An 18,805-nucleotide genomic window follows, 5' to 3' on the forward strand; every position below is an offset into this window, starting at 1 on the left:
TGATCAACAGGATGCCTATCTCATGTTCATGCATAACAAGAAGCTGATGTATACGGTTCGGGTCGCCGAACCCAATCCCGCCCTGGCCACGCTCATGCTGGAACAGTTCGGCGGTCCCCAGGGGGAGCTGGCCGCCGCCATGCGCTACTTCACCCAGGGGCTGGCCGACGAGGACGTGGGTCGCCGCGACATGCTGATGGATATCGCCACTGAGGAACTGAGCCATCTCGAGATCATCGGCTCGATCGTCGCCATGCTCAATCGCGGGGCCAAGGGCAAGCTGGCGGAGGCCGCCGAGGAAGAGGCGGACCTCTACGCGAGCATGACCTCGGGCGGCGAAAGCCACACCATGTCCATCCTCTACGGCGGCGGCACAGCCCTGATCAACTCGGCCGGCGTGCCTTGGACGGCGGCCTATATCGACTCGATCGGTGATCCGGCCTGCGACCTCCGCTCCAATATCGCGGCTGAATCGCGGGCCAAGATCGTCTATGAAAGGCTGATCAACGTCACCGATGATGCGGGCATCAAGGATGCCCTGACCTTCCTCATGACACGGGAGGTGGCCCATCAGAAATCCTTCGAGAAGGCGCTCTACGCCATCCCCGCCAACTTCCCGCCGGGCAAGCTTCCCGGTCATCCGGACTTCGCCGACAAATACTACAACATGTCCCAGGGAGAGGGGGATGCGCGCGGGTCCTGGAACGAGGGCGAGCAGTGGGAGGTCGTCGACGAACGCGAAGCCCAGGCGGCGGTGGACGGCGGCGCGGGCGACGCCTCGGTCAAGCTGTCGCCGGCTGACAAGAAGACGGTTGAGGCCTTCGCGGCCCGCACCCAGTCCGATCCTTCAGCCAATCCGATCACTGGTGCCGATCTCGGCGCTGGTCCTGGCGCCGGGCGCACCACGCCTATGGAGGCGCCGGCCTGACGGCCACTGCCAGCTCCCTGGCGGGTTTAAGGATCCGGAGGCCGTCCGACCGGCGCGCTTCACGCATCGTGAGCGACACCGTGACCGATCAGGCCCGTGTAGGCAGGAGGGCCCGCAGACGGAGGGCGCTCCTGTCCGGCGCGGCCTCGGGCATGAGCTATGAGCAGCATCGCAAGACGGCCAGGTCGGGAGGGGCGGGCGATGGCGCGAGGTGAACCAGGTCAGACCGCCTTGCAGTTGGGGTGCGGATGCCTGCTCTCCGCTGGCGGGCTCGGCGCAGCGGCGGTCGCCATGACAGAAAGCGACCCGACATTGATCGGGAATGCCTGGGGCGTCATGACCATCGGCATGGCGCTTGTGCTGGATGGGGTCGTTCCAGACGAAGACGACAAGGATCAATAAAATCGGGACGCTGTCGATGCAGCGAATCCGACGGCGTCAGGGTTGGATCTATTGCGCATGGCGCCCGCAGGCGAGGATTTGATGAGGCGCTAGTCCCGGACGACGCCCGTCAACGCTCAATCTCGTCCAGAATCCCGGGAATCTGGTCCGGCAGCTCAGACGCGAGGAAGCCCAGCGCTCCTAGGTCTGCCGCGAGCCGCCTTCCCGCAGCCGCATGAAGATAGACGCCCCATTGGGCGGCCTGGAGGGGTGAGGCTCCGCGGGCCATGAAGCCGGCGATCAAACCGGCCAGAACATCGCCGGACCCGGAAGTAGCGAGGCCGGCCACTCCGCCTAGGTGCCGCCAGGCCAGGCCGGACGGCGTGGCCACAAAGGTCGCGGCCCCCTTCATAACGACGACGGAACGCAGTCGGCTCGCCGCATCCCGCGCCATGGCGAGAGGGTCGGCGAGCACCGCCTCGCGGGTCCGGTCCAGCAGTCGGGCCATTTCCCCGGCATGGGGCGTGAGGACGACCCGCCCATTCGCCAATCGGGAGAAGACCTCGGCTTCTGACGGCGAGGGCAGGGCGGCGGCGTCCACCACGATGGGGAGAAAAGGCCAGGCCTCCATCAGGCTTCGCGCGAACCGGCGCGGGGTTTTCCGCGGCGCCATCCCGGGCCCGACCACCACGGACCCGGAGTGGGCGGCAAGGGCCGCGACGCGTGGACGGGAGGGCAGGGCGATCTCGAACCGCCGGGTCTCGGGCACGCATAGGATGGCCGCCTCGGGGAGGACGGCGCCGAGAGGACCCAGAAGTCGCAGGGTCGAGACGACCTGGAGCTTGCCTGCTCCCGCGCGAAGGGCCGCCCGACCTGTAAGCACGGGCGCGCCTGGAACCCCGCCGCCGCCGGCGACCACGAGGACGGCCCCGCGCTCCTCCTTGTCGCTGTTCGGCGAGAGCTTCGGCAGGGGCGTCCCGGCCAGCAGGTCGGCGTCCAGGAGGGCGACAGTCATCGGGCGGCCACCGGGGCGTCGGGCGCTGAGGTGACGGCGGCGCCGGTCTCTCGAAGAGGCGCGGTGAAGTTGTACCGGACCAGTTCCATTCGGGCGCCGTCGGCGGCCAGACGATATTCCGTGACGCCGCAGTTTGCGACGTCGCCGCGGGCGTCGATCGCCAGCACCTCGGCTTCGTCGAGTTGCTCAAGCAGGTAGCGGAGACAGAGAACGACGACCTGGTGGCCGATGATCAGGACCCGCTTGCCGGCGTGGTGCAGGCTGAGGGTGTCAAGGGCGCTCCGAAGCCTGAGGATGACGTCGCACCAGCTCTCGCCTCCCGGCGGCCGATGATAGAATTTTCCAAGGAGGCGACGGGCTTCGGCCTGATCCGGAAATAGCTCCGCCACGCCCGAGGCAGTGAGGCGGTCCAGGACGCCGAATTCTCGCTCGCGGAGGCGTTCGTCCTCACACAGGGAGGTGGAGACCGCCGCCAAGCCGCCGCCGGCTCTAATCGCTTCAGCGGTTTCACGCGCGCGGCGGTAGGGTGAAGCCAGTACGACTTCGGGACGTTCATGGGCCGGGAGATTCGCGAACCAGGATCCGAGGGCCTTGGCCTGCACAAGACCCTGGGCGCTCAGTGGAACGTCGGCGTCCCGCATTTCCAGCTGGATACGACCATGACCGGCGGCATGGGCCGCCTCGAGCGCGACATTGCCGGCGCTTTGCCCATGGCGAACCAGCCACAGGGCGACCGGCCAGCGGGAGGCGGCGTTCATGGCGTCTCTCGCTGCCGGTCGAAATCGGCGCGCACGGACTTCGACGGCCGCACGTCGCGCGCTCGTGAAGGGACGCCGGACGCGTTCGCCAAGCTCAAGCCGCCTCCGCCAGCGGTGAGGGGGCCGGAACGGATTCATCGTCGGCCCGAGAGGACTCGTTCCGGAACATGCGGGACGAGCCCGGTTTCACAAGCCTCGCCGCCGTTGACCGGCTTGGAGACGTGAAGACATAGAAGCCGCGATCGGCCATGGCGGCGAAGAAGTCATGATCGTAGACGCGATCCGCAAACATCGAAGCTCAAGGTCTCCCTCTGGTGATGGGGAGGGCGTAACGAGACCCCTGACGGCGGCGTTCCATAGGTCCGGCTCCCGACTCTAGGCGCCGGCGCCTTAATCGTCCAAAGACCGTTCAAGGGGCGCCTCGGCGCCCGTCATTCGCGGGTCTGGCCGCTTTTCCTGGTTCCTCAGAAACCCTGTCAAAGCCGTGCCGAGGTAGACGATAGCCAGCAGTAGCAGGAGTAGGCCTCCGAACTGCAGGAGCCGCCTGGGGTTGCGCAGGACGGGCGGCTTGTCAGCGGATTTCATGGGCGCTCTATCCTTCGTGCTGGGCGTTCGGGGGTTCAAGCTCCGGAACGCGCCGTCTGTTCCCCGTGTCGCCGCTGGGTCTCCGATCCGCCTTTCGGCGTGATGTGACCGGAACGCGTCGGCCGCCGTAAGCGCTAACCGGGACAGCCAGCCGCCGGACACGTCGGTCTGGCGCGTTCGCCGACACAACCCGGGACCAGATGAGGAATGGACATGAAATTCTATGAGATTGTCGTCGCCGACGCCCATGGCGCCGAGCGCAAGCTGAGGGTTCCTTCGCCGACAGACGTCCAGGCGGCGGACGCCGCCGCGCCATTGCTGAACAGCGGGGACTCCATCCTTTCGGTCCGAGAGACGCCCGACGACGGTCTTCAAAGAACCGACGGTCCGCCCCCCAAGACCCAGGCAGCGGAGCTCGCGCCGACCACCCCCGGCATGGCGGCCCGTCGGGATCCTTGATGGCTGTACTGACTGCGCGGACCCCTGCGAGATGAAAGTCCGAGTCGGGACGGCGGGCTGGGCCATTCCCGCAGGAGTGAGAGACCATTTTCCTGTCGCGGGCGGCGGCCTCGAACGTTACGCCGCCCGCCTCGGCGCCGTGGAGATCAACTCCACCTTCTACCGTCGCCACCGGGTCTCAACCTTCGAACGCTGGGCCGCCGCCACGCCTGCGGACTTTCGGTTCGCCGTCAAGGCGCCCCGCGAAATCACGCACCGTCGAAAGCTGGAGAATTGCGAAGATCTGCTCGCGGACCTGGCGGCCGATCTCACGGGATTGGGGGACCGCCTGGGACCGGTCCTGATCCAGACGCCGCCGGGCCTGGCCTTTGACGATATCCGGACAGGGGCCTTTCTGGACGCCTGTGAGGCCCTGCTCGAGGCGTCGATCGTGCTGGAGCCGCGGCACGCTTCCTGGTTCACGACCGCGGCGGATCAATGGCTCGCCTCACGACGGGTCGCGCGCGTCGCGGCGGATCCGGCGCCGGCGCCGGGGGCGGGCCTTCCCGGCGGCTTCGGAGCTCATGTCTACTTTCGCTTGCACGGCAGTCCCGACATGTATCGCTCAGCCTATGAACGTGACCGGCTCCAAACCATCCAGAAAAGTGTCAGGGCGGCAGGAGCAGTCGGAGCTGAGCGCTGGGTCATCTTCGACAATACCGCCTCCGGCGCGGCCGCCGCGGACGCGCTCGCCCTCGTTCGGATGGCGGAGCCCCACTAGTCTCCGGTCTGGTCGTGGGGGGCGGCGACCGGCTTGGATTCAGGCGACTCGCGCTGCCGCAGGAAGATCGACAGGACCACCAGGACCGCCGTCGATAAGAACTCGCTCTGCCAGTTCTGGAAGGACTCGAACCAGAGCTGCGGGTCGGCGAGATAGGCGAAGGCCCCCTTAGCCGCTTCACCATGTTCCAGCGCCTCTTGCGCAGCCGCGCGCGCGCTTTGGGTCCAGTGGAGGATGAAGGAGGCGAGGAAAAGGACCGCAAGCGCCAGACCTAGGGACCGGGAATAGACGGCCCGTGCGAAGGCGCCCCAGCGCAAGGGGGCGGGCGCTCCCGCCTTTCCGGCCTGAGTCTCAAGATCGGCGTCGCGGGGCGGAGCCTCGGGATCCCGGGATTCCGACGAGCCCTTCTGGATCAGGAAGGCGGTGAGAACCACATAGGCCGCCATCTGCAGGAACTCGCTCTCCCAATTCTCAAAAACGGTCGACAGGAAGGGAGCGCTGCCGAGATATTCCATCAGCGTGCCGCCGTCCTGGCCGTGACGCAGGGCGTCCGCCGTCTCGACCCGCCACCCTGTCAGGGCATGCCCCAGAATGCTGGCGGCGAAAAGGAGCAGAAGAATGAGGGTCAGGCCGTTGTCGCGTAAGATCCGCATGATGTCCTCCGGGTCCCCTGGTCAAACGTCGAGATACGGTCAAGGCTCCCTCTGACGCGGAGGCGCGGTGGAAGCTCCCTGTGTCGGGTAGCGGGCGTGAGAAACAGACGGCTACGGCGGGGATTGTCCTGTTTCACCGGAAGGACATCGCCCATGAACGCCCAGCAGTCCGGAGCGCTTTCGCTCGCCTCCATCGCCCTGCAACTGACCCTGCTCGACACCCTCGTGGAGAAGGGACTTCTGGAGCAGGAGGAGGTGCAGGGCCTCCTGCTCCGTGCGGACGCCAAAGTGGGAGAGAGCCCGACCATGGAGGTTCCCAGGGGATTTGTAGCCGATCTCCGTCGTGACCTGGGGCTCCAGGATGGGTAGGAGCCCCATCGCTCTTGAACCGCCGCGTCCAGTCTTGTGTCGTGTTTCCGACATTGGCGCGCAGCCCCGCTGCTCCGGGCTCGACGGGCCTCGCAGCGGCCGCGTGGTCAGGGATGGAAACCCGCCGGCGCGCAGCGCGCTTCCCATTGACACTTAACAGGAGCTCACAACCATGCGCCACGCCCCGATCATCGCCGCTGCAGCCGCTGCTGCGCTTCTGGCCGCCTGTAGTCCGCAAGGGGGAAACGAGGCCGTCGACAAGGCCCAGGACGCGGTTTCAGCTCCGGTCGGTCAGACTTCCGCAGCGACCATGGGGAGCAACATGGTCAGCGCCTATGTGCCGGGCGCCGCCATGGGAGACATGTATGAGATCCAGGCCGCCGACATCGCTCTCGAGCGAGCCAAGCGGGCTGACGTCAAGGCCTTGGCGCAGATGATCAAGACGGACCACACCGCCGCCAGCGCGGCCCTCCAGGCGGCGGCCGCCACGGCAGCTCCGGACGTGAAGGCGCCGGGCGAGCTGGACCAGAGGCGCAAGGGCCTCCTGGATAATCTCAGGTCTGCTGGCGTCGAAGATTTCGACAAGGTCTATATCGACCAGCAGGTCGCGGCCCACCAGGAGGCCGTGACCCTGCATCGCGGCTTCGCCGACAATACGGATGCACCGGCCCTGGCGGCTCATGCCCGGACTGTGCTGCCGAAAATCGAGGCTCACCTTCAGAAGGCGCAGGAAATCCAGGCCGCGCTCTCCGCCTGATCGACATGGCCCCCAGGTTGAAGGTCTTTGAATGGTCGGACGGCTTCCATCGTTTCACGGTGGCGGCCCCCTCCCGGCCCAAGGCTCTGGCCGCCTGGGGGATCCAACAGGACATCTTCGCTTCCGGTCTCGCCATGGAAGCCCCCGACGCCGAGGATGCGGAGGCGGCCCGGGCTCGGCCTGGAGAGGTCGTCGAGCGGGGGCTGGTCGTCGACATCGGCAAGGCCGCCCCCCGTGCGGTGAGAGCGAGGGCGCGCAAGGGGCCGACCGCCGCCGAGAAACGTCGCGTCGAGCGCCTCGCCGACGAACTGGAGACGCTGGAGCAGGCCTACGCCGATAGCGCGGAAGCTGTTCGCGCAGCAATGGAAAGCCTTGAAGCGCGGGCCGCCCAAGAGAAAGCGCGGTTTGGCCAGGCCCGGAACAGGCTCGTCCGCGACCTCGCCAAGGCGCGCGAGAAACTATGATCGACGGGGGCGACCGCGCCTCCCCAGAACCGGAGACAACCAATGCAGACGCAACCGACAAGCACTGACGCGGACATGGCGTCGACGGGATTTCTGGACGGCGACGTCCACGATGGTGACCACGCCGCCTCGTCCATCCAGGCCGTCATGATCAACCGGCCACGGTCTGAGCTCTACGCCTTCTGGCGCGAGTTCCGGAATCTTCCTCTTTTCATGGCCAATGTCCGGTCTGTCAGCAGCGACGGACGCGACTGGGTCATAGCCGGGCCCGGCGGAATGGATGTCGAATTGGAAACCGAGATCGTGGAAGATCGGCCAGGCGAGAAAATCGCCTGGCGCTCAACCGAGGCGGCTGACGTCGACCACGAGGGCTGGGTCGAGTTCCGTGAGAACCCGTTCGGGCGCGGAACCGAGGTGCGGGTCATGATCAGCTACGATCCGCCCGCAGGGGCGGTAGGCAAGCTGGTGGCCAAGGTGATGCAGCGGGAACCGCGCATCCAGGCGAGGCGTGAACTTCGCCGCTTCAAGCAACTGATGGAGACCGGCGAGGTCTCGACCTCCCAGGCTCCTCTCGCCGCGCCCCGCGGCTGATCATCAAGGATAAAATCCCATGCGCGCACTGACCTGGCACGGCAAACACGATGTTCGGGTGGACACTGTCCCCGATCCCGAGATCGTCAATCCCCGGGACGCGATCATCAAGATCACCGCCACCGCCATCTGCGGGTCCGACCTCCACCTCTACGACAGCGTCATACCGGGCATGCACCGCGGCGACATCCTCGGCCACGAGTTCATGGGCGAGGTGGTCGAGGTTGGGCGCGGCAACACGAGCCTAAGGGTCGGACAGAAGGTGGTGGTGCCCTTTGTCATCGCCTGCGGGCAGTGCTTCTTCTGCGGCAAGGAGCAGTATTCAGCCTGCGACAACTCCAATCCGGCCGACAAATCTGACGCTTCGGAAGTCGCCTACGGCTACCCCGCCGCCGGGCTGTTCGGCTACTCGCACCTCACGGGCGGCTACGCAGGAGGGCAGGCCGAGTATGCCCGCATTCCCTATTCGGACTTCGGCCCCATCGTCGTGCCTGACGGCATCGAAGACGAGCGGGTGCTCTTCCTGTCGGACATCTTTCCCACCGGCTGGATGGCGGCGGAAAACGCGGGGATCGAGCCCGGCGACACCGTGGTGGTCTGGGGTTGCGGCCCCGTGGGCCTGTTCACGATCAAGAGCGCCATCCACATGGGAGCGGCGCGGGTGATCGCCATCGACCACCACCCGCGCCGTCTCGCCCTGGCGAAGCAGAACGGCGCCGAGGTGCTCAACTATCATGAGGTCAAGGTGCTGGAGGCCCTTAAGGAGATGACGGCGGGCATCGGGCCTGACGCCTGCATCGACGCCGTGGGCATGGAGGCGCACGGCTTCGCGCCGGACAACATCATCGATGCGGTGAAGCAGGAGACGAAACTGGGCACGGACCGCCAGCATGTTCTGCGGGAGGCCATTATGGCCTGCCGCAAGGGCGGCCGTATCTCCATGCCAGGCGTCTATGGCGGGATTGGCGACAAGCTGCCGATCGGCGCCTTCATGCAGAAGGGACTGACCCTCAAGACGGGGCAGACCCATGTGCAGAAATACCTGCCGAAGCTGCTGGAGTTGGTCATGGACGGTCAGATCGATACGACCGATCTTATCAGTCATCGCCTTCCCCTTGAGGAGGCGGCGACCGGCTACAAAAACTTCCACGACAACCCCAATGAGTGGACCAAGGTCGTGCTCAAACCTTGAGCACCCTTTAGGGGGGGGCGTCCTGGTATGCCGGCAACCAGGACGAAGGCCCGTCTCCGGTGGAGGCGGGCCTCGATGGCGGAGCCTTGCAGCTCGACGCGGTCGGATGAAGGCGGGCGGTCCGGCTAGTCCGGGCCGAGGCGACGGGCCCAGAGGGCTTCGTCGCTCGAAGGACCGAGGGATCTAATGTCGATTGTTGCGTTCATGGCGCTTCTCCTCGCTGGACCCCTGCTGTGGCGAACGCGCCTCTGGCGAATGGCCCTTGTGCACGTCTCCCTCTCCTCCGCCGCCCGATACCTGGCTGCGGGGCGACAGATGGTCGGAATCTTGGGCCTCCTTCACTAGGGGATCGGGCTGCGGCGCCTGCCGGTTCTGGTGGCTTGATCCCGGGCCGCCCCAGCGGTCGGCGTCCTTGTCTCGGTCCATCGACGTGTCTCCCTCTTTCTAGTCCATGCCGGTCGAACCGCTGGCAGGACGCCGCGTTCCGACTGTCCGGCAGCCGGCCCTGGCGGCGGATGCGGAACCCGCCCGGCGGCTTGACCCGCGCCCTCGCCGCTGGAACAGGTGAGAGCGACCGCCCGATCGCTCGGGCAGGACCTGTCGAATCGCACCCCTGGGCGCGACCTCTCGGTTCCGGTCTCCCTAACCTGACCCTGCTTCCAGGCTGGAAAGCAGTTCCCGATTTGTTCTCATTCTGCTAGGCGTGACGCATGGACGTCGCGGCGCCTCGCAAGATCATCCACGTGGATATGGACGCCTTCTTCGCCTCGGTGGAGCAGAGGGACGATCCGACCCTGCGCGGTCGGCCGGTGGCCGTCGGCCACGCCGCCTCGCGCGGGGTGGTGGCCGCCGCCAGCTATGAGGCGCGCAAGTTCGGGGTGCGTTCGGCCATGCCTTCGAGCACCGCCTTGCGGAAATGCCCGGAACTGATCTTCACGCCGCCCAGGTTCGAGGTCTATCGGGCCGTTTCCGCGCAGATACACGCCATCTTCGCCGATTATACGCCCCTCATCGAACCCCTGTCCCTGGATGAGGCCTATCTCGACGTCACCGCCAATATCCGGGGGCGGCCGACAGCCTCCGCCACAGCCGAGGAAATCCGCGCGCGCATCCTGGAGGAGACCGGTCTGACGGCCTCGGCCGGTGTGTCCTACAACAAGTTCCTGGCTAAGCTGGCTTCGGACCAGCGCAAGCCGAACGGTCAATTCGTGGTCCCGCCCGGGCGAGGGGAGGCCTTTGTCGAGGTCCTGCCGGTCAAGCGCTTCCATGGCGTCGGTCCGGTGACGGCGGAGAAGATGAACCGCCTGGGCATAGAGACCGGCGCGGACCTGAAGCGTCAGTCCCTGGCCTTCCTGCAACATCACTTCGGCAAGTCCGGCGCCTGGTATCATGGCGTGGCGCGGGGAGAGGATCATCGCCCGGTCAATCCGGATCGCGAGCGCAAGTCGAGCGGGTCGGAGACCACCTTCGCCAGCGACCTGGTCGATCCGGCGGCGATTGAGGCCGGGCTGGACGAGATGGCGGATGATGTCTGGGCCTGGTGCGAAACGGCCGGGTCGTTCGGCCGTACGGTCACGGTGAAGATCAAATGGGCCGACTTTCAGCAATCGACGCGCAGCCGGTCCTTTAATGAGCCGGTCGCCTCGAGGGCTCGGTTGCGCGAGATCGCCCGCCTGCTGGCAAGATCCCTCTATCCACCGACCCGGGGCGTGCGGCTTGTCGGCGTGACCCTTTCCAATCTGGAGAAGGCGTCGCCGGGACTATCGTCTGGGGCGTCCGGGGCGTCTCCCGGCGAACTGGCGCTGTGACGGCCATGCTCCAGGCCGACCTGTTCGGGCACGCCCCCCGTCCGGTTGTTCCGCAGGGCTTCGACTATTGGCCGGATGTCCTGTCGGCGCCCGAGCAGGCGGCGGTGGTAGAGCAACTGCAGCGGCTGAGTTTCAGGCCCTATGAGCACATGGGCTACCAGGGCTTCCGACAGATCGCCGCCTTCGGACGCCGCTATGATCTGGAGCGGCGTCGAATGGAGACGGCCGCGCCCTGGCCGGACTTCCTGAGGGCGCTTCTGCGTCGCCTGGCCGGACGGCTCGACCTTGATGAAGAGGCCTTCCTCCAGGCTTTGGTCAATGAATATGCGCCCGGCGCCGGGATTGGATGGCACCGCGACAGGGCTGTCTACGGGGAGATCCTGGGCGTCTCCTTTCTCGCGCCTTGCGTCATGCGCCTGCGCCAGAGGGCGGAAGCAGGATGGCGCCGGTCTGCGGCGTCGCTGGCGCCTGGATCGGCCTATCGGCTGTCCGGACAAGCGCGGAGAGAGTGGGAGCATTCGATCTCGCCGATGACGGCCTTGCGATACTCCATCACCTTCAGGACCCTGGCCTGACAGGCGAGCTAGCGCGCCAGGATATCGGCGGCCTCGGGGTGGCGCTGGGCCATGCGTGAGATCCAGTCCGCGGACATCGGGCGTTAGGCCCGCTCCAGGGCCCTCGACGGCGTCGAAGGCGGGAAGGCGGGAAGGTCGTCGCGCAGGAACGGGCCGACAGGTCTCGTTCGAACAGGGTCCAGCGCAGCACCTGAGCCTCCTGGCGGCTTTCCTCGGCGTCCAGCCGGTCGATGGTGGCGGCCTCCCAGGCCGAGGTCAGCCGGGGCGCGCCGGCGGCTGGATGGCTTCCAAAAGTCCAGTGACGGTCGAGCGGGGAGGGGCCGGGGAGGATTCAGGCGCGGAACGCCGGCCTGTCCGCGGCCGCGTCATCGGGGTCGTGGGCCGCCCGCTTGATCGCCGCGTAGAGAGTTTTGGGTTGCACAGGTTTACCGATAAAATCATCCATCCCCGCCGCAATGTATTCGTCCTGTTGATGCTGCAGGGCGTTCGCCGTCAGGGCGAGGATCGGCGTGCGCCGCCGTCCCAGGAAGGCCTCTTCGGCGCGGATCGCCCGCGTGGCGGCGACGCCGTCCATGACGGGCATCTGGATGTCCATGAGGATCAGGTCCCAGTCACGCTGTCGCCAGGCCTCCAATGCCTCCTGGCCGTTTTCGACAAAGTGGCATTCCACGTCGGCCGGTTCGAGAAGAAGCTCGAGGACCTTGCGATTGATCGGATGATCCTCCGCCGCCAGAATTTGTAGCGGAAAGGGGCGGCCGCCCGGTACGGCTTCGCTGACGCCGGCTGCTGGCGGGACTGGTTTCGCCTCTTGCTGGGCTCGGAGCGGATTCCGTCGTTCCGGCAGCGGGAGGACGATGACGAACCTCATGCCCGCGCCCGGAAGACGTTCGGCGCGGATGTCGCCTTTCATCAGGGCGACGAGATCGGCGCAGAGGGAAAGGCCTAGACCTGCGCCTCCGTGACGGCGCGTCGGCGATTCGTCGAGTTGGACGAACTTCTGGAAAAGCAGCTCCATCTGGTCGCCGGCCACCCCGGGTCCGGTGTCGGACACCGCCAGCCGCAGGCCCTTTGCGTCGGCGCAGGCTTCGACCAGTATCCGGCCATGGTCGGTGAATTTGACGGCGTTCGAGATGAGATTGGCCATGATCTGGCGCACCCGTGTTTCGTCGCCGATGTAGACCTCCGCGAGATCCGGCGACGCGGCCAGATGCAGTTCCAGGCCCTTGGCCGCCGCTGCGGGTTCGAAGAGGCGGACCAGACTGTCCAGAAGCTCGTGTAGGACGAAGGGGCGGTGATCGAGAACGAAGTGACCGGCCTCGATCTTGGACAGGTCAAGCATGTCGTTGAGCAGGACCCTGAGCGCTTCGCCGGATTCCAGCAGAAGCAGACTCTGCTCACGCTCGCGCGGCGGCAGGTCCGAGCCCGCGAGCGCTCGCGCCAGACCCAGGACGCCATTGAGCGGTGTTCTGATTTCATGGCTGATATTGGCGATGAAGGCGCTCTTGGCTCGGCTCGCCGCTTCCGCCTGACGGCGCGCGGCGACGGCCGCCGCCTCGGCGGCGCGCTGGCGAGCCATGGTCCTGGACAGACCCCTGACCGCGGATACGGTGGCGGCCACCAGCAGCATGCCGGCCACCAGGAGCTGTACCGCCGCCAGCGGCGAGTCATAGCTGAGGTAGAGGAAGATCGGCAGGCTGAGCAGAAGTCCGAGATGGGGCGTCAGGGCCGCCAGGGTGACCGGGCGGGAGCCGCCGGTCGACATGGCTCCGTTGATGAGGGCGCCGGAAGCAAGGACCGCGGCGCAGACCAGCCCAAGGGCGTCCAGGGTCATGGCCTGGCGCAGAGCGAAGCTGGCGAAGACCAGGTTGCCCGCTAGGACCAGGGCCAGACCCGGAAACGTCAGGCGTCTTCTGAGGCGCGGGGAGGCGCTCCACAGGGCGGTCAGGAACCGCTCGGCCGCCTGGATGAGGAGATAGGTCCCGGTCCAGGCCAGGGCGAAGAACGCACCCGTCATGGGCCAGAAGACCAGGGCGATTAGCAGCCCGAACCCGAGCCGCGTGCGCCACTGCTTCGCGCGCCGCCTCAAGGCCTCTCCAATCCACCGCCGCTCCATAGGGGTCATGCCGGTCTCTCCTGATGACGACGATGGTGGGACGGTCTTCGTCAACAAAACGTTCGACGTCTGCAGGAAGCGGAACGGAGCAGGGTCCTGGATCATTGGCGCTACGGAGCTGTGATGCGCTCCAGCCTTCGGCGGGCGGACGTCGTCGCCGCAAGGGCCGGCGGCGTCCGCCATCCGCCGTTGGAAAAGTCCCCCCTCCAGGTCGGGGCGCCAATTCCGGAGGGCGCCTGTGTCGGGCTTCCGACACAGGGAGACGGCGGCCGGCGAAGACGCTTGTCTCAGGAGGCTGGAGCCGGGAGCGATCTATGACCTATCTGGTCACATATGAAGTCGGTAAGAAGGACCTCGCCACCTGTGTCTCCGACGACCGCGTCGCACTGCGTCTGGCGGCGTCATTCGAGGCTCAGGGACTGATAGGCGTCGCCATTCAGGACGGTCGAAGCGGAGAGGTGTTTTCACCCCTGGCCTTTCGTCTTCGATGCGGATCGGGCGCTGAAGGCATGCAGGCGGACGGGCAAGGTTTCGAATCGCGGCGCTAAGGGGCGGCGACGTCCTGACGTCAGGAAAAGGACAGCTCGGCGCGCTCGGCGCCTTGTCGCGCGACGAGACGCGCTGAGCGGCCTCTCACCCGGAGACGCTCAATCCTGACAGCTTCCCAGCCCGTCGGCAGGGTGATGGGGCGGCGGGCCCAGGACTCCGGCTCCCCGTCGTCCACCACCAGTCCGGTCAGCCCATAGCAGAGACCGAGAAGCATGCCGCCGAGGTTGGCGAAGAAGGGGCCGGCCGCGGGCCCCTCGGCCCGGTCCAGCCGGTATTCAAGACACTGGTGAAACCGGGGGCGGTCGTAGGCGGCGAAGCCCTCCTCAAAGAGCCTGAGCGCCAGGTCCCGGTCGCCGGCCATGGTCGCCCAGGCGCAGTAGAGCGCTGGCAGCATGGGCGATCCGACATAGTCGGGCCAGAGCTTCAGGTAGAAGGCAAGCGTCTTGCGGCTCAAGGAGGGCGGGGCCGGAAAGTCATAGGGGAAGAGACCGGCGAGGGGGGAGGGGGTGGCGCCCTTTTCCTCGCGGCGGTCATAGTCGTCATGAGCGGCGATGACCCCGTCGGAACGCACCGGTAGATAGAGGTCGGCGAGAACCGCCTTCCACGCGTCGGGCGCGGTCCGCCGCAGGCGCTCGGCGACCCGAAGGGCGCGCCGAAGCACGTCGGCGCCGGCCATGAGGCTGAAGGCGTCGTTATCCGGAGGCGAAGGAACCTCGGCCGGTCCCATGGAATGCAGAAGCTCAAAGCCCCGGTCTGTCCGGGTCACCCGGCTCACGAACCAGTCGGCCACCCCGCTGATGACCGGCCAGGCCTCTTCCTCGAGAAATCTCTGGTCGCCCGTGGCGTCGGCGAAAAGGGAGAAGGCGCGAGCCACATGCAGAGAGACGTGGTCCTCATGATGGGCGGCGTCGCCGGCGCCGGGCGACGCCTCCTGGCCCGTGCCGGGTGCGGCTTCCCAAGGATACTGCAGCCCCTGGCGGTCGAAAAGGCGTGCATTGGCCGCCGCAGCAGGTCGTCCTCGACTCCGGAACGCCAGCATGGCGCGCGCCGCGTCCGGCTGCATGAGGATCAGGGGCGGCAAGCAGAAGGCGTCCACGTCCCACATCACATGGCCGTAGTAATAGTGATAGTCCCGCCAGGTCGCGAGGCCGAAGATCGAGGTGGAGGCCGGCGAAGCGGGATGGACGGAGGCGTTCAGGTAGTAGAAGGCGGCGTCGATAAGCGCCTGGTGTTGCGCACTCGCGCCGACAATGACGATCCGACCTTCCCATATCTCCGCCCAGGCCGCCTGGTTGCAACGTCTCAAGACGTCAAAACCGTCCTTGGCCGCCCGCGCCACGCGCCTGACCGCTTCCTCGTCAGGCCGAGCATGGAGGATGGAGGGCACAAGAGCAGCCAGTTGTCGGAATTTCGCAGGCCTGCCTGAAGCCAGCCGGATCTCATATTCCGTGCAGAGGGGACCGGCGTCGCTCCAGGTCAGGATCTGTCGTCGAGCGGACGCCGGGCCTTCAATGGCGAGGGCGAGGCCGCATTGACTGAGCGCTTCGGCCGTTTCCCACAAGAGGCTGCCGTCGCAGACAGGTTCGGGTTCGCCGGGCGTGTCCGTGCGCCGTCGCGCGACCCGTCCGGTCACTCCGGCGATCGATACGAAAGCCCGGAACTTTACCTCACAGGGGCCGTCGGCCGTGACCCGGACCTCCTGGGCGACGATCGAGGGGGCGGTGCGGCTGGCGAAGGCGACGACCTCAACCGAAAGGCGACGCGTCCCGACTTGATAGGCGAAGGCGGAACGGAGCTCGGCGGTCGCGAAGTCGTAGGACTGACGGAGATCGCCGACGGCCCAGGGTTGCTCGCTCATCCAGACGCCGTCGATCGCCAAGTCGCCGGACAACGGATAGGGCGCGGAGGCGGCCGCCTCGATCCCGCGCTCCGGGTGGGCGCCGGTCAGGCCGCTGACAAGGACCATCCCGGCGAAGAGGGGGACCTCGCGAACCCTCAGGCCAATCAGGCCGTTGCCGAGATAGGCCGGCAGGTCGCCGTCTCGTGGCCCGGAAACGGCTTCGGGACTAAGCGGCGGCGCAGGGCGATCATCCATTCGGCGGACGCGCCCCAGGCCTCTTTTCGCCGGGTTCTTCTGCTCGCCCCTGGCCGGGAGGCGTTTTGAAGATGTCGCCGACTACCGTCGCGTCCGGGCCGTCCGGACCGGCGCGCCGGCGGGACTCGCGACCCACCCGCATCACTGCTTTATCGGATTCGGCTGCTTCGGGCTTGCCGCCCGGGGTCGCGGCGTTCCGCGCCCGTCCATGGGATTGCTCGGATGTCATGACCCTGCTCCTGACCGGCCCCCCGCCATACAGACGGTTTCTTGACAGGATGGTTCCCTTCCAGGGGGGCGGGAGGATCAGGATGAAGCCGGACGTCATCCCGCCAGTGCTATCGGATGGTTTTTTCCGGGTCTGACCTCCGGTCGTGAGGATATCCATGGACGCCTAAACCCGCCGAGGCTGACAGCGGGCCGGCGGAGGAGGGAAGAAACACTTCAGGCCCGGCGGCGTTATCGTGACACGCAGTCAAACTGCGTGGATCGATCAAAAGGCGAACCAGACGAGCCATGGCGCGTGAGCGCACGCAGCCAGTATGGAGCAGAGAGTGTCCGATACTGATCTTTATGGTCTGTTGTTCGCGAAGCTCAGCATTCGCCGGGAGGTCCCGGCTCGGGCCATCAACCGGCTAGCCCAAGCCTTCTCCTCGTCGCGACTGGTCTCTGCGAAGGAAAATATGGTCGTAGAGGGCGCTCATGCATCGACATGCATGTTCCTGACGTCAGGCTTATGCGCGCGCTACCGCCTTTTGGCTGATGGGCGGCGGCAGTTCACAGAGATCTGTATTCCCGGAGATTTTGTGAACCTTGGCTCCTTGTTGAAAAAGCGACAGCCGCAGGGCCTTACCGCCCTGACCGACTGCAGAACGGCCGTCATTTCCCATTCAGCGCTCGACAGGTTGATCCGTGAAGAACCGGAACTGATGCGCAGCCTCTGGCTGGAAACCCTGATCGACGGGGCCATCAGCCGCGAATGGGTGCTGTCCCTGGGCGTGCAGAACGCCAAGGAGCGGTTGGCCCGCTTCTTCTGCGAACTCTTCATGAGGATGGAGATCGTGGGCCTGACGGAGGGCGACGGTTTCCGACTTCCCATGACCCAGACGGAGATGTCGGACATGCTTGGAATGTCCGCAGTGCACGTCAACCGCATCATAGGGGAACTGCGAGAGGAAGGGTTGATCGAAATGTCCGGGGGGAGGGTGCGCCTGCCGGATCTGGCGGCCTTGGCCGCCCTTGGTGAGTTCGAGGCAGCCTATCTGGAAGCGCCAGCCGACCTCTTGCGAGCCATCGCCTAGACCCGAGTTTACGGACGGACCACAGCCCCGCGTGGCTGTTCTCGTCGGCGCCCTTGACCAAGATGAAATAGAGGGCGTGTCGCTCGACCGGGGTGGGACAAAGCCGTTTCTGAAGCTGCCGAAGAGGTCATCTTCCAATGGCCATGTGCCGCGCGATCCTCGACGAAGGCGGGGCGTTCGCCTTCTCGAGATGGCTCCCTTAATCTGTCGGCGCAACATTGGCCGACGAGCTTCTCCGTTACCGCAACTGGGGGCTGGACGAACCGGCTGCGGCAGAGGGTTCATCCGCCGCCTGATCCTACGGCCCCCATGCATCGCCCTTAATGGAACAGAAGCAGATCGTGGCTAGGTCCCTGACATGGCTGGCCGAAACCTGTCCCGAACTGGGCGCGGCCCGTCTCGCGGGAGGCTCAGCGGGCAAGGCTACGGCCGGCTTCAGCGCGAGGCTCATCGATCTGGAAGGCCCGGGCGAAGGGCGCCAACTGCCAGAGACCCGAAAGTCCGACAAGTATGTAGACGCCGCGGGCGACTATGGAGCCGTCGCCAAAAAGGGCGGAAACGAGATTGAAATTGAAGGCGCCCACAAGGCCCCAGTTGACGGCTCCTATGATGACCAGAGAAAGGGTGATGAGATTGACGACTTTCATTGTCTGTCCTCCCTACGATCTTGGTCAATCGGGCGGGCCCTCCTCCTTGTTCCGATAAGACCGGTATCGGTCAGAGTTGCAGGATCCCGCCGCCCTCTCAGCCCGTCCTGCCAGAACGGTCGGTCCTAACGCGCAGCGCAGCTCGAACCTGTGAGCGCCGTGAGGGATTGTTCTCGTGGGCCCGACTTGAACAAGAGGCGTAGAACCATGGAAAGAAACCAAGGGTCCGATAGGATCGAAGCCTTCAGCATGGAGCGCACAGCGGAGGATCAGCCCGGCTCGGGCGCTCCGGGGACGGGCGGTCATGACCGCGAGACCGAGGTGTCTGACGATCTGGCGGACGAACTGCTGATCGACGGTCAGGAGGAGGTGTTTTCCCGCACAGAGGTCGAAAGCGGGCGCTTTGAACACCATGTGGGCGAGGAGCGGTCCGTTCCAGTGTCGCCTTCCCGACCCACGACCGCCGAATAGGAACCACGGTTCGGGCCATGGATTCAGCTCGCATGCCTCACCCCCTTCAGGAAAAGGACGCCCACTGGCGTCGCCGCGGCCATGACGCCAGGCCGATATTTGATCCGGGCATGGCTCCGGCCGGCGCCGATGAAGAGGCCGGAGGCGCGCGTTCGGTCGTCCCTGCCGATGAGGGGCCGCGCGATCCTCTCCCGACGGAGCCTGTATTCCAGCCCGGGGGGCCGCGCCTCACGCCGAGCTTCTGGTACGGATGCGCGGCTGTAGTCGGTCTCTTGATGCTCATGTTCGGCCTTCTGAGCCTGTGAGGGGCTGTTGCAGAACAGCACGAGGCGTC

20 protein-coding genes are annotated in these 18,805 nt (G+C 66.2%); 14 read left to right on the forward strand and 6 right to left on the reverse strand.

From position 1 onward, the window contains the following. Positions 1–22 precede the first annotated feature (22 nt). On the forward strand, positions 23–928 hold the full coding sequence (locus ACOZBP_RS08815) for a manganese catalase family protein (protein ID WP_422676049.1): 906 nt from the start codon (positions 23–25) through the stop codon (positions 926–928). A gap of 511 nt (positions 929–1,439) precedes the next feature. On the opposite strand, the gene ACOZBP_RS08820 is transcribed toward ACOZBP_RS08815, so the two are convergent. Next, complete coding sequence (locus ACOZBP_RS08820; protein ID WP_422676050.1) at positions 1,440–2,324, reverse strand: NAD(P)H-hydrate dehydratase; 885 nt, start codon at positions 2,322–2,324, stop codon at positions 1,440–1,442. After that, positions 2,321–3,082, reverse strand: a complete 762-nt coding sequence (locus ACOZBP_RS08825; RefSeq protein WP_422676051.1) for a histidine phosphatase family protein — start codon at positions 3,080–3,082, stop codon at positions 2,321–2,323. Before ACOZBP_RS08825 ends, ACOZBP_RS08820 begins: the two co-directional genes overlap by 4 nt. 798 nt (positions 3,083–3,880) lie before the next feature. Here ACOZBP_RS08825 and ACOZBP_RS08830 point away from each other — a divergent pair. After that, on the forward strand, positions 3,881–4,126 hold the full coding sequence (locus ACOZBP_RS08830; protein WP_422676052.1) for a hypothetical protein: 246 nt from the start codon (positions 3,881–3,883) through the stop codon (positions 4,124–4,126). A gap of 31 nt (positions 4,127–4,157) precedes the next feature. After that, positions 4,158–4,886, forward strand: a complete 729-nt coding sequence (locus ACOZBP_RS08835) for a DUF72 domain-containing protein (protein WP_422676053.1) — start codon at positions 4,158–4,160, stop codon at positions 4,884–4,886. On the opposite strand, the gene ACOZBP_RS08840 is transcribed toward ACOZBP_RS08835, so the two are convergent. Next, positions 4,883–5,539, reverse strand: coding sequence for a DUF6766 family protein (locus ACOZBP_RS08840; protein ID WP_422676054.1), 657 nt, complete (start codon positions 5,537–5,539; stop codon positions 4,883–4,885). The two genes, ACOZBP_RS08835 and ACOZBP_RS08840, sit on opposite strands and share 4 nt — an antisense overlap. Before the next feature lie 153 nt (positions 5,540–5,692). On the opposite strand from ACOZBP_RS08840, the gene ACOZBP_RS08845 reads away from it, so the two are divergent. The 7 genes from ACOZBP_RS08845 to ACOZBP_RS08875 all read left to right on the forward strand — a co-directional run bounded on the left by ACOZBP_RS08845 (position 5,693) and on the right by ACOZBP_RS08875 (position 11,295). Beyond that, positions 5,693–5,908, forward strand: a complete 216-nt coding sequence (locus tag ACOZBP_RS08845; RefSeq protein ID WP_422676055.1) for a hypothetical protein — start codon at positions 5,693–5,695, stop codon at positions 5,906–5,908. Positions 5,909–6,080: 172 nt separating this feature from the next. Beyond that, positions 6,081–6,665, forward strand: coding sequence for a DUF4142 domain-containing protein (locus ACOZBP_RS08850; protein ID WP_422676056.1), 585 nt, complete (start codon positions 6,081–6,083; stop codon positions 6,663–6,665). Between the two features lie 5 nt (positions 6,666–6,670). Next, on the forward strand, positions 6,671–7,129 hold the full coding sequence (locus ACOZBP_RS08855) for a hypothetical protein (RefSeq protein ID WP_422676057.1): 459 nt from the start codon (positions 6,671–6,673) through the stop codon (positions 7,127–7,129). Positions 7,130–7,171: 42 nt separating this feature from the next. Next, on the forward strand, positions 7,172–7,720 hold the full coding sequence (locus ACOZBP_RS08860) for an SRPBCC family protein (protein ID WP_422676058.1): 549 nt from the start codon (positions 7,172–7,174) through the stop codon (positions 7,718–7,720). Positions 7,721–7,739: 19 nt separating this feature from the next. Beyond that, positions 7,740–8,912, forward strand: a complete 1,173-nt coding sequence (locus ACOZBP_RS08865; RefSeq protein WP_422676059.1) for a zinc-dependent alcohol dehydrogenase — start codon at positions 7,740–7,742, stop codon at positions 8,910–8,912. Between the two features lie 710 nt (positions 8,913–9,622). After that, positions 9,623–10,720: a DNA polymerase IV gene (gene dinB, locus ACOZBP_RS08870; RefSeq protein ID WP_422676060.1), complete on the forward strand. Its 1,098-nt coding sequence runs from the start codon at positions 9,623–9,625 to the stop codon at positions 10,718–10,720. Between the two features lie 5 nt (positions 10,721–10,725). After that, positions 10,726–11,295 (forward strand): alpha-ketoglutarate-dependent dioxygenase AlkB, encoded by a 570-nt coding sequence (locus ACOZBP_RS08875; RefSeq protein WP_422676061.1) that lies wholly within the window; start codon positions 10,726–10,728, stop codon positions 11,293–11,295. Between the two features lie 331 nt (positions 11,296–11,626). Here the strand turns inward: ACOZBP_RS08875 and ACOZBP_RS08880 are convergent, their stop codons facing one another. Next, the gene (locus tag ACOZBP_RS08880) at positions 11,627–13,381 is read right to left on the reverse strand and encodes a response regulator (protein ID WP_422676062.1); all 1,755 of its coding nucleotides are present in this window, start codon (positions 13,379–13,381) and stop codon (positions 11,627–11,629) included. Positions 13,382–13,722: 341 nt separating this feature from the next. Between ACOZBP_RS08880 and ACOZBP_RS08885 the strand changes: the two genes are divergently transcribed. After that, a complete protein-coding gene (locus ACOZBP_RS08885; protein ID WP_422676063.1) occupies positions 13,723–13,956 on the forward strand; it encodes a hypothetical protein in 234 nt (77 codons plus the stop codon). A gap of 20 nt (positions 13,957–13,976) precedes the next feature. Here the strand turns inward: ACOZBP_RS08885 and ACOZBP_RS08890 are convergent, their stop codons facing one another. Next, positions 13,977–16,052, reverse strand: coding sequence for a glycoside hydrolase family 65 protein (locus tag ACOZBP_RS08890; protein ID WP_422676064.1), 2,076 nt, complete (start codon positions 16,050–16,052; stop codon positions 13,977–13,979). 554 nt (positions 16,053–16,606) lie between these two features. Here ACOZBP_RS08890 and ACOZBP_RS08895 point away from each other — a divergent pair. After that, complete coding sequence (locus tag ACOZBP_RS08895; RefSeq protein ID WP_422676065.1) at positions 16,607–17,353, forward strand: Crp/Fnr family transcriptional regulator; 747 nt, start codon at positions 16,607–16,609, stop codon at positions 17,351–17,353. Positions 17,354–17,763: 410 nt separating this feature from the next. Here the strand turns inward: ACOZBP_RS08895 and ACOZBP_RS08900 are convergent, their stop codons facing one another. After that, positions 17,764–18,000, reverse strand: coding sequence for a DUF378 domain-containing protein (locus tag ACOZBP_RS08900; protein WP_422676066.1), 237 nt, complete (start codon positions 17,998–18,000; stop codon positions 17,764–17,766). A 249-nt stretch (positions 18,001–18,249) separates the two neighbouring features. Between ACOZBP_RS08900 and ACOZBP_RS08905 the strand changes: the two genes are divergently transcribed. Both ACOZBP_RS08905 and ACOZBP_RS08910 read left to right on the forward strand, forming a co-directional pair. Then, positions 18,250–18,471, forward strand: a complete 222-nt coding sequence (locus tag ACOZBP_RS08905) for a hypothetical protein (RefSeq protein WP_422676067.1) — start codon at positions 18,250–18,252, stop codon at positions 18,469–18,471. 32 nt (positions 18,472–18,503) lie between these two features. Further along, a complete protein-coding gene (locus ACOZBP_RS08910; RefSeq protein WP_422676068.1) occupies positions 18,504–18,776 on the forward strand; it encodes a hypothetical protein in 273 nt (90 codons plus the stop codon). The last annotated feature ends 29 nt before the right edge of the window (positions 18,777–18,805 follow it).

The sequence above is a fragment of the Brevundimonas sp. NPDC058933 genome, assembly GCF_049315965.1.
Classification (GTDB): Bacteria; Pseudomonadota; Alphaproteobacteria; order Caulobacterales; family Caulobacteraceae; genus Brevundimonas.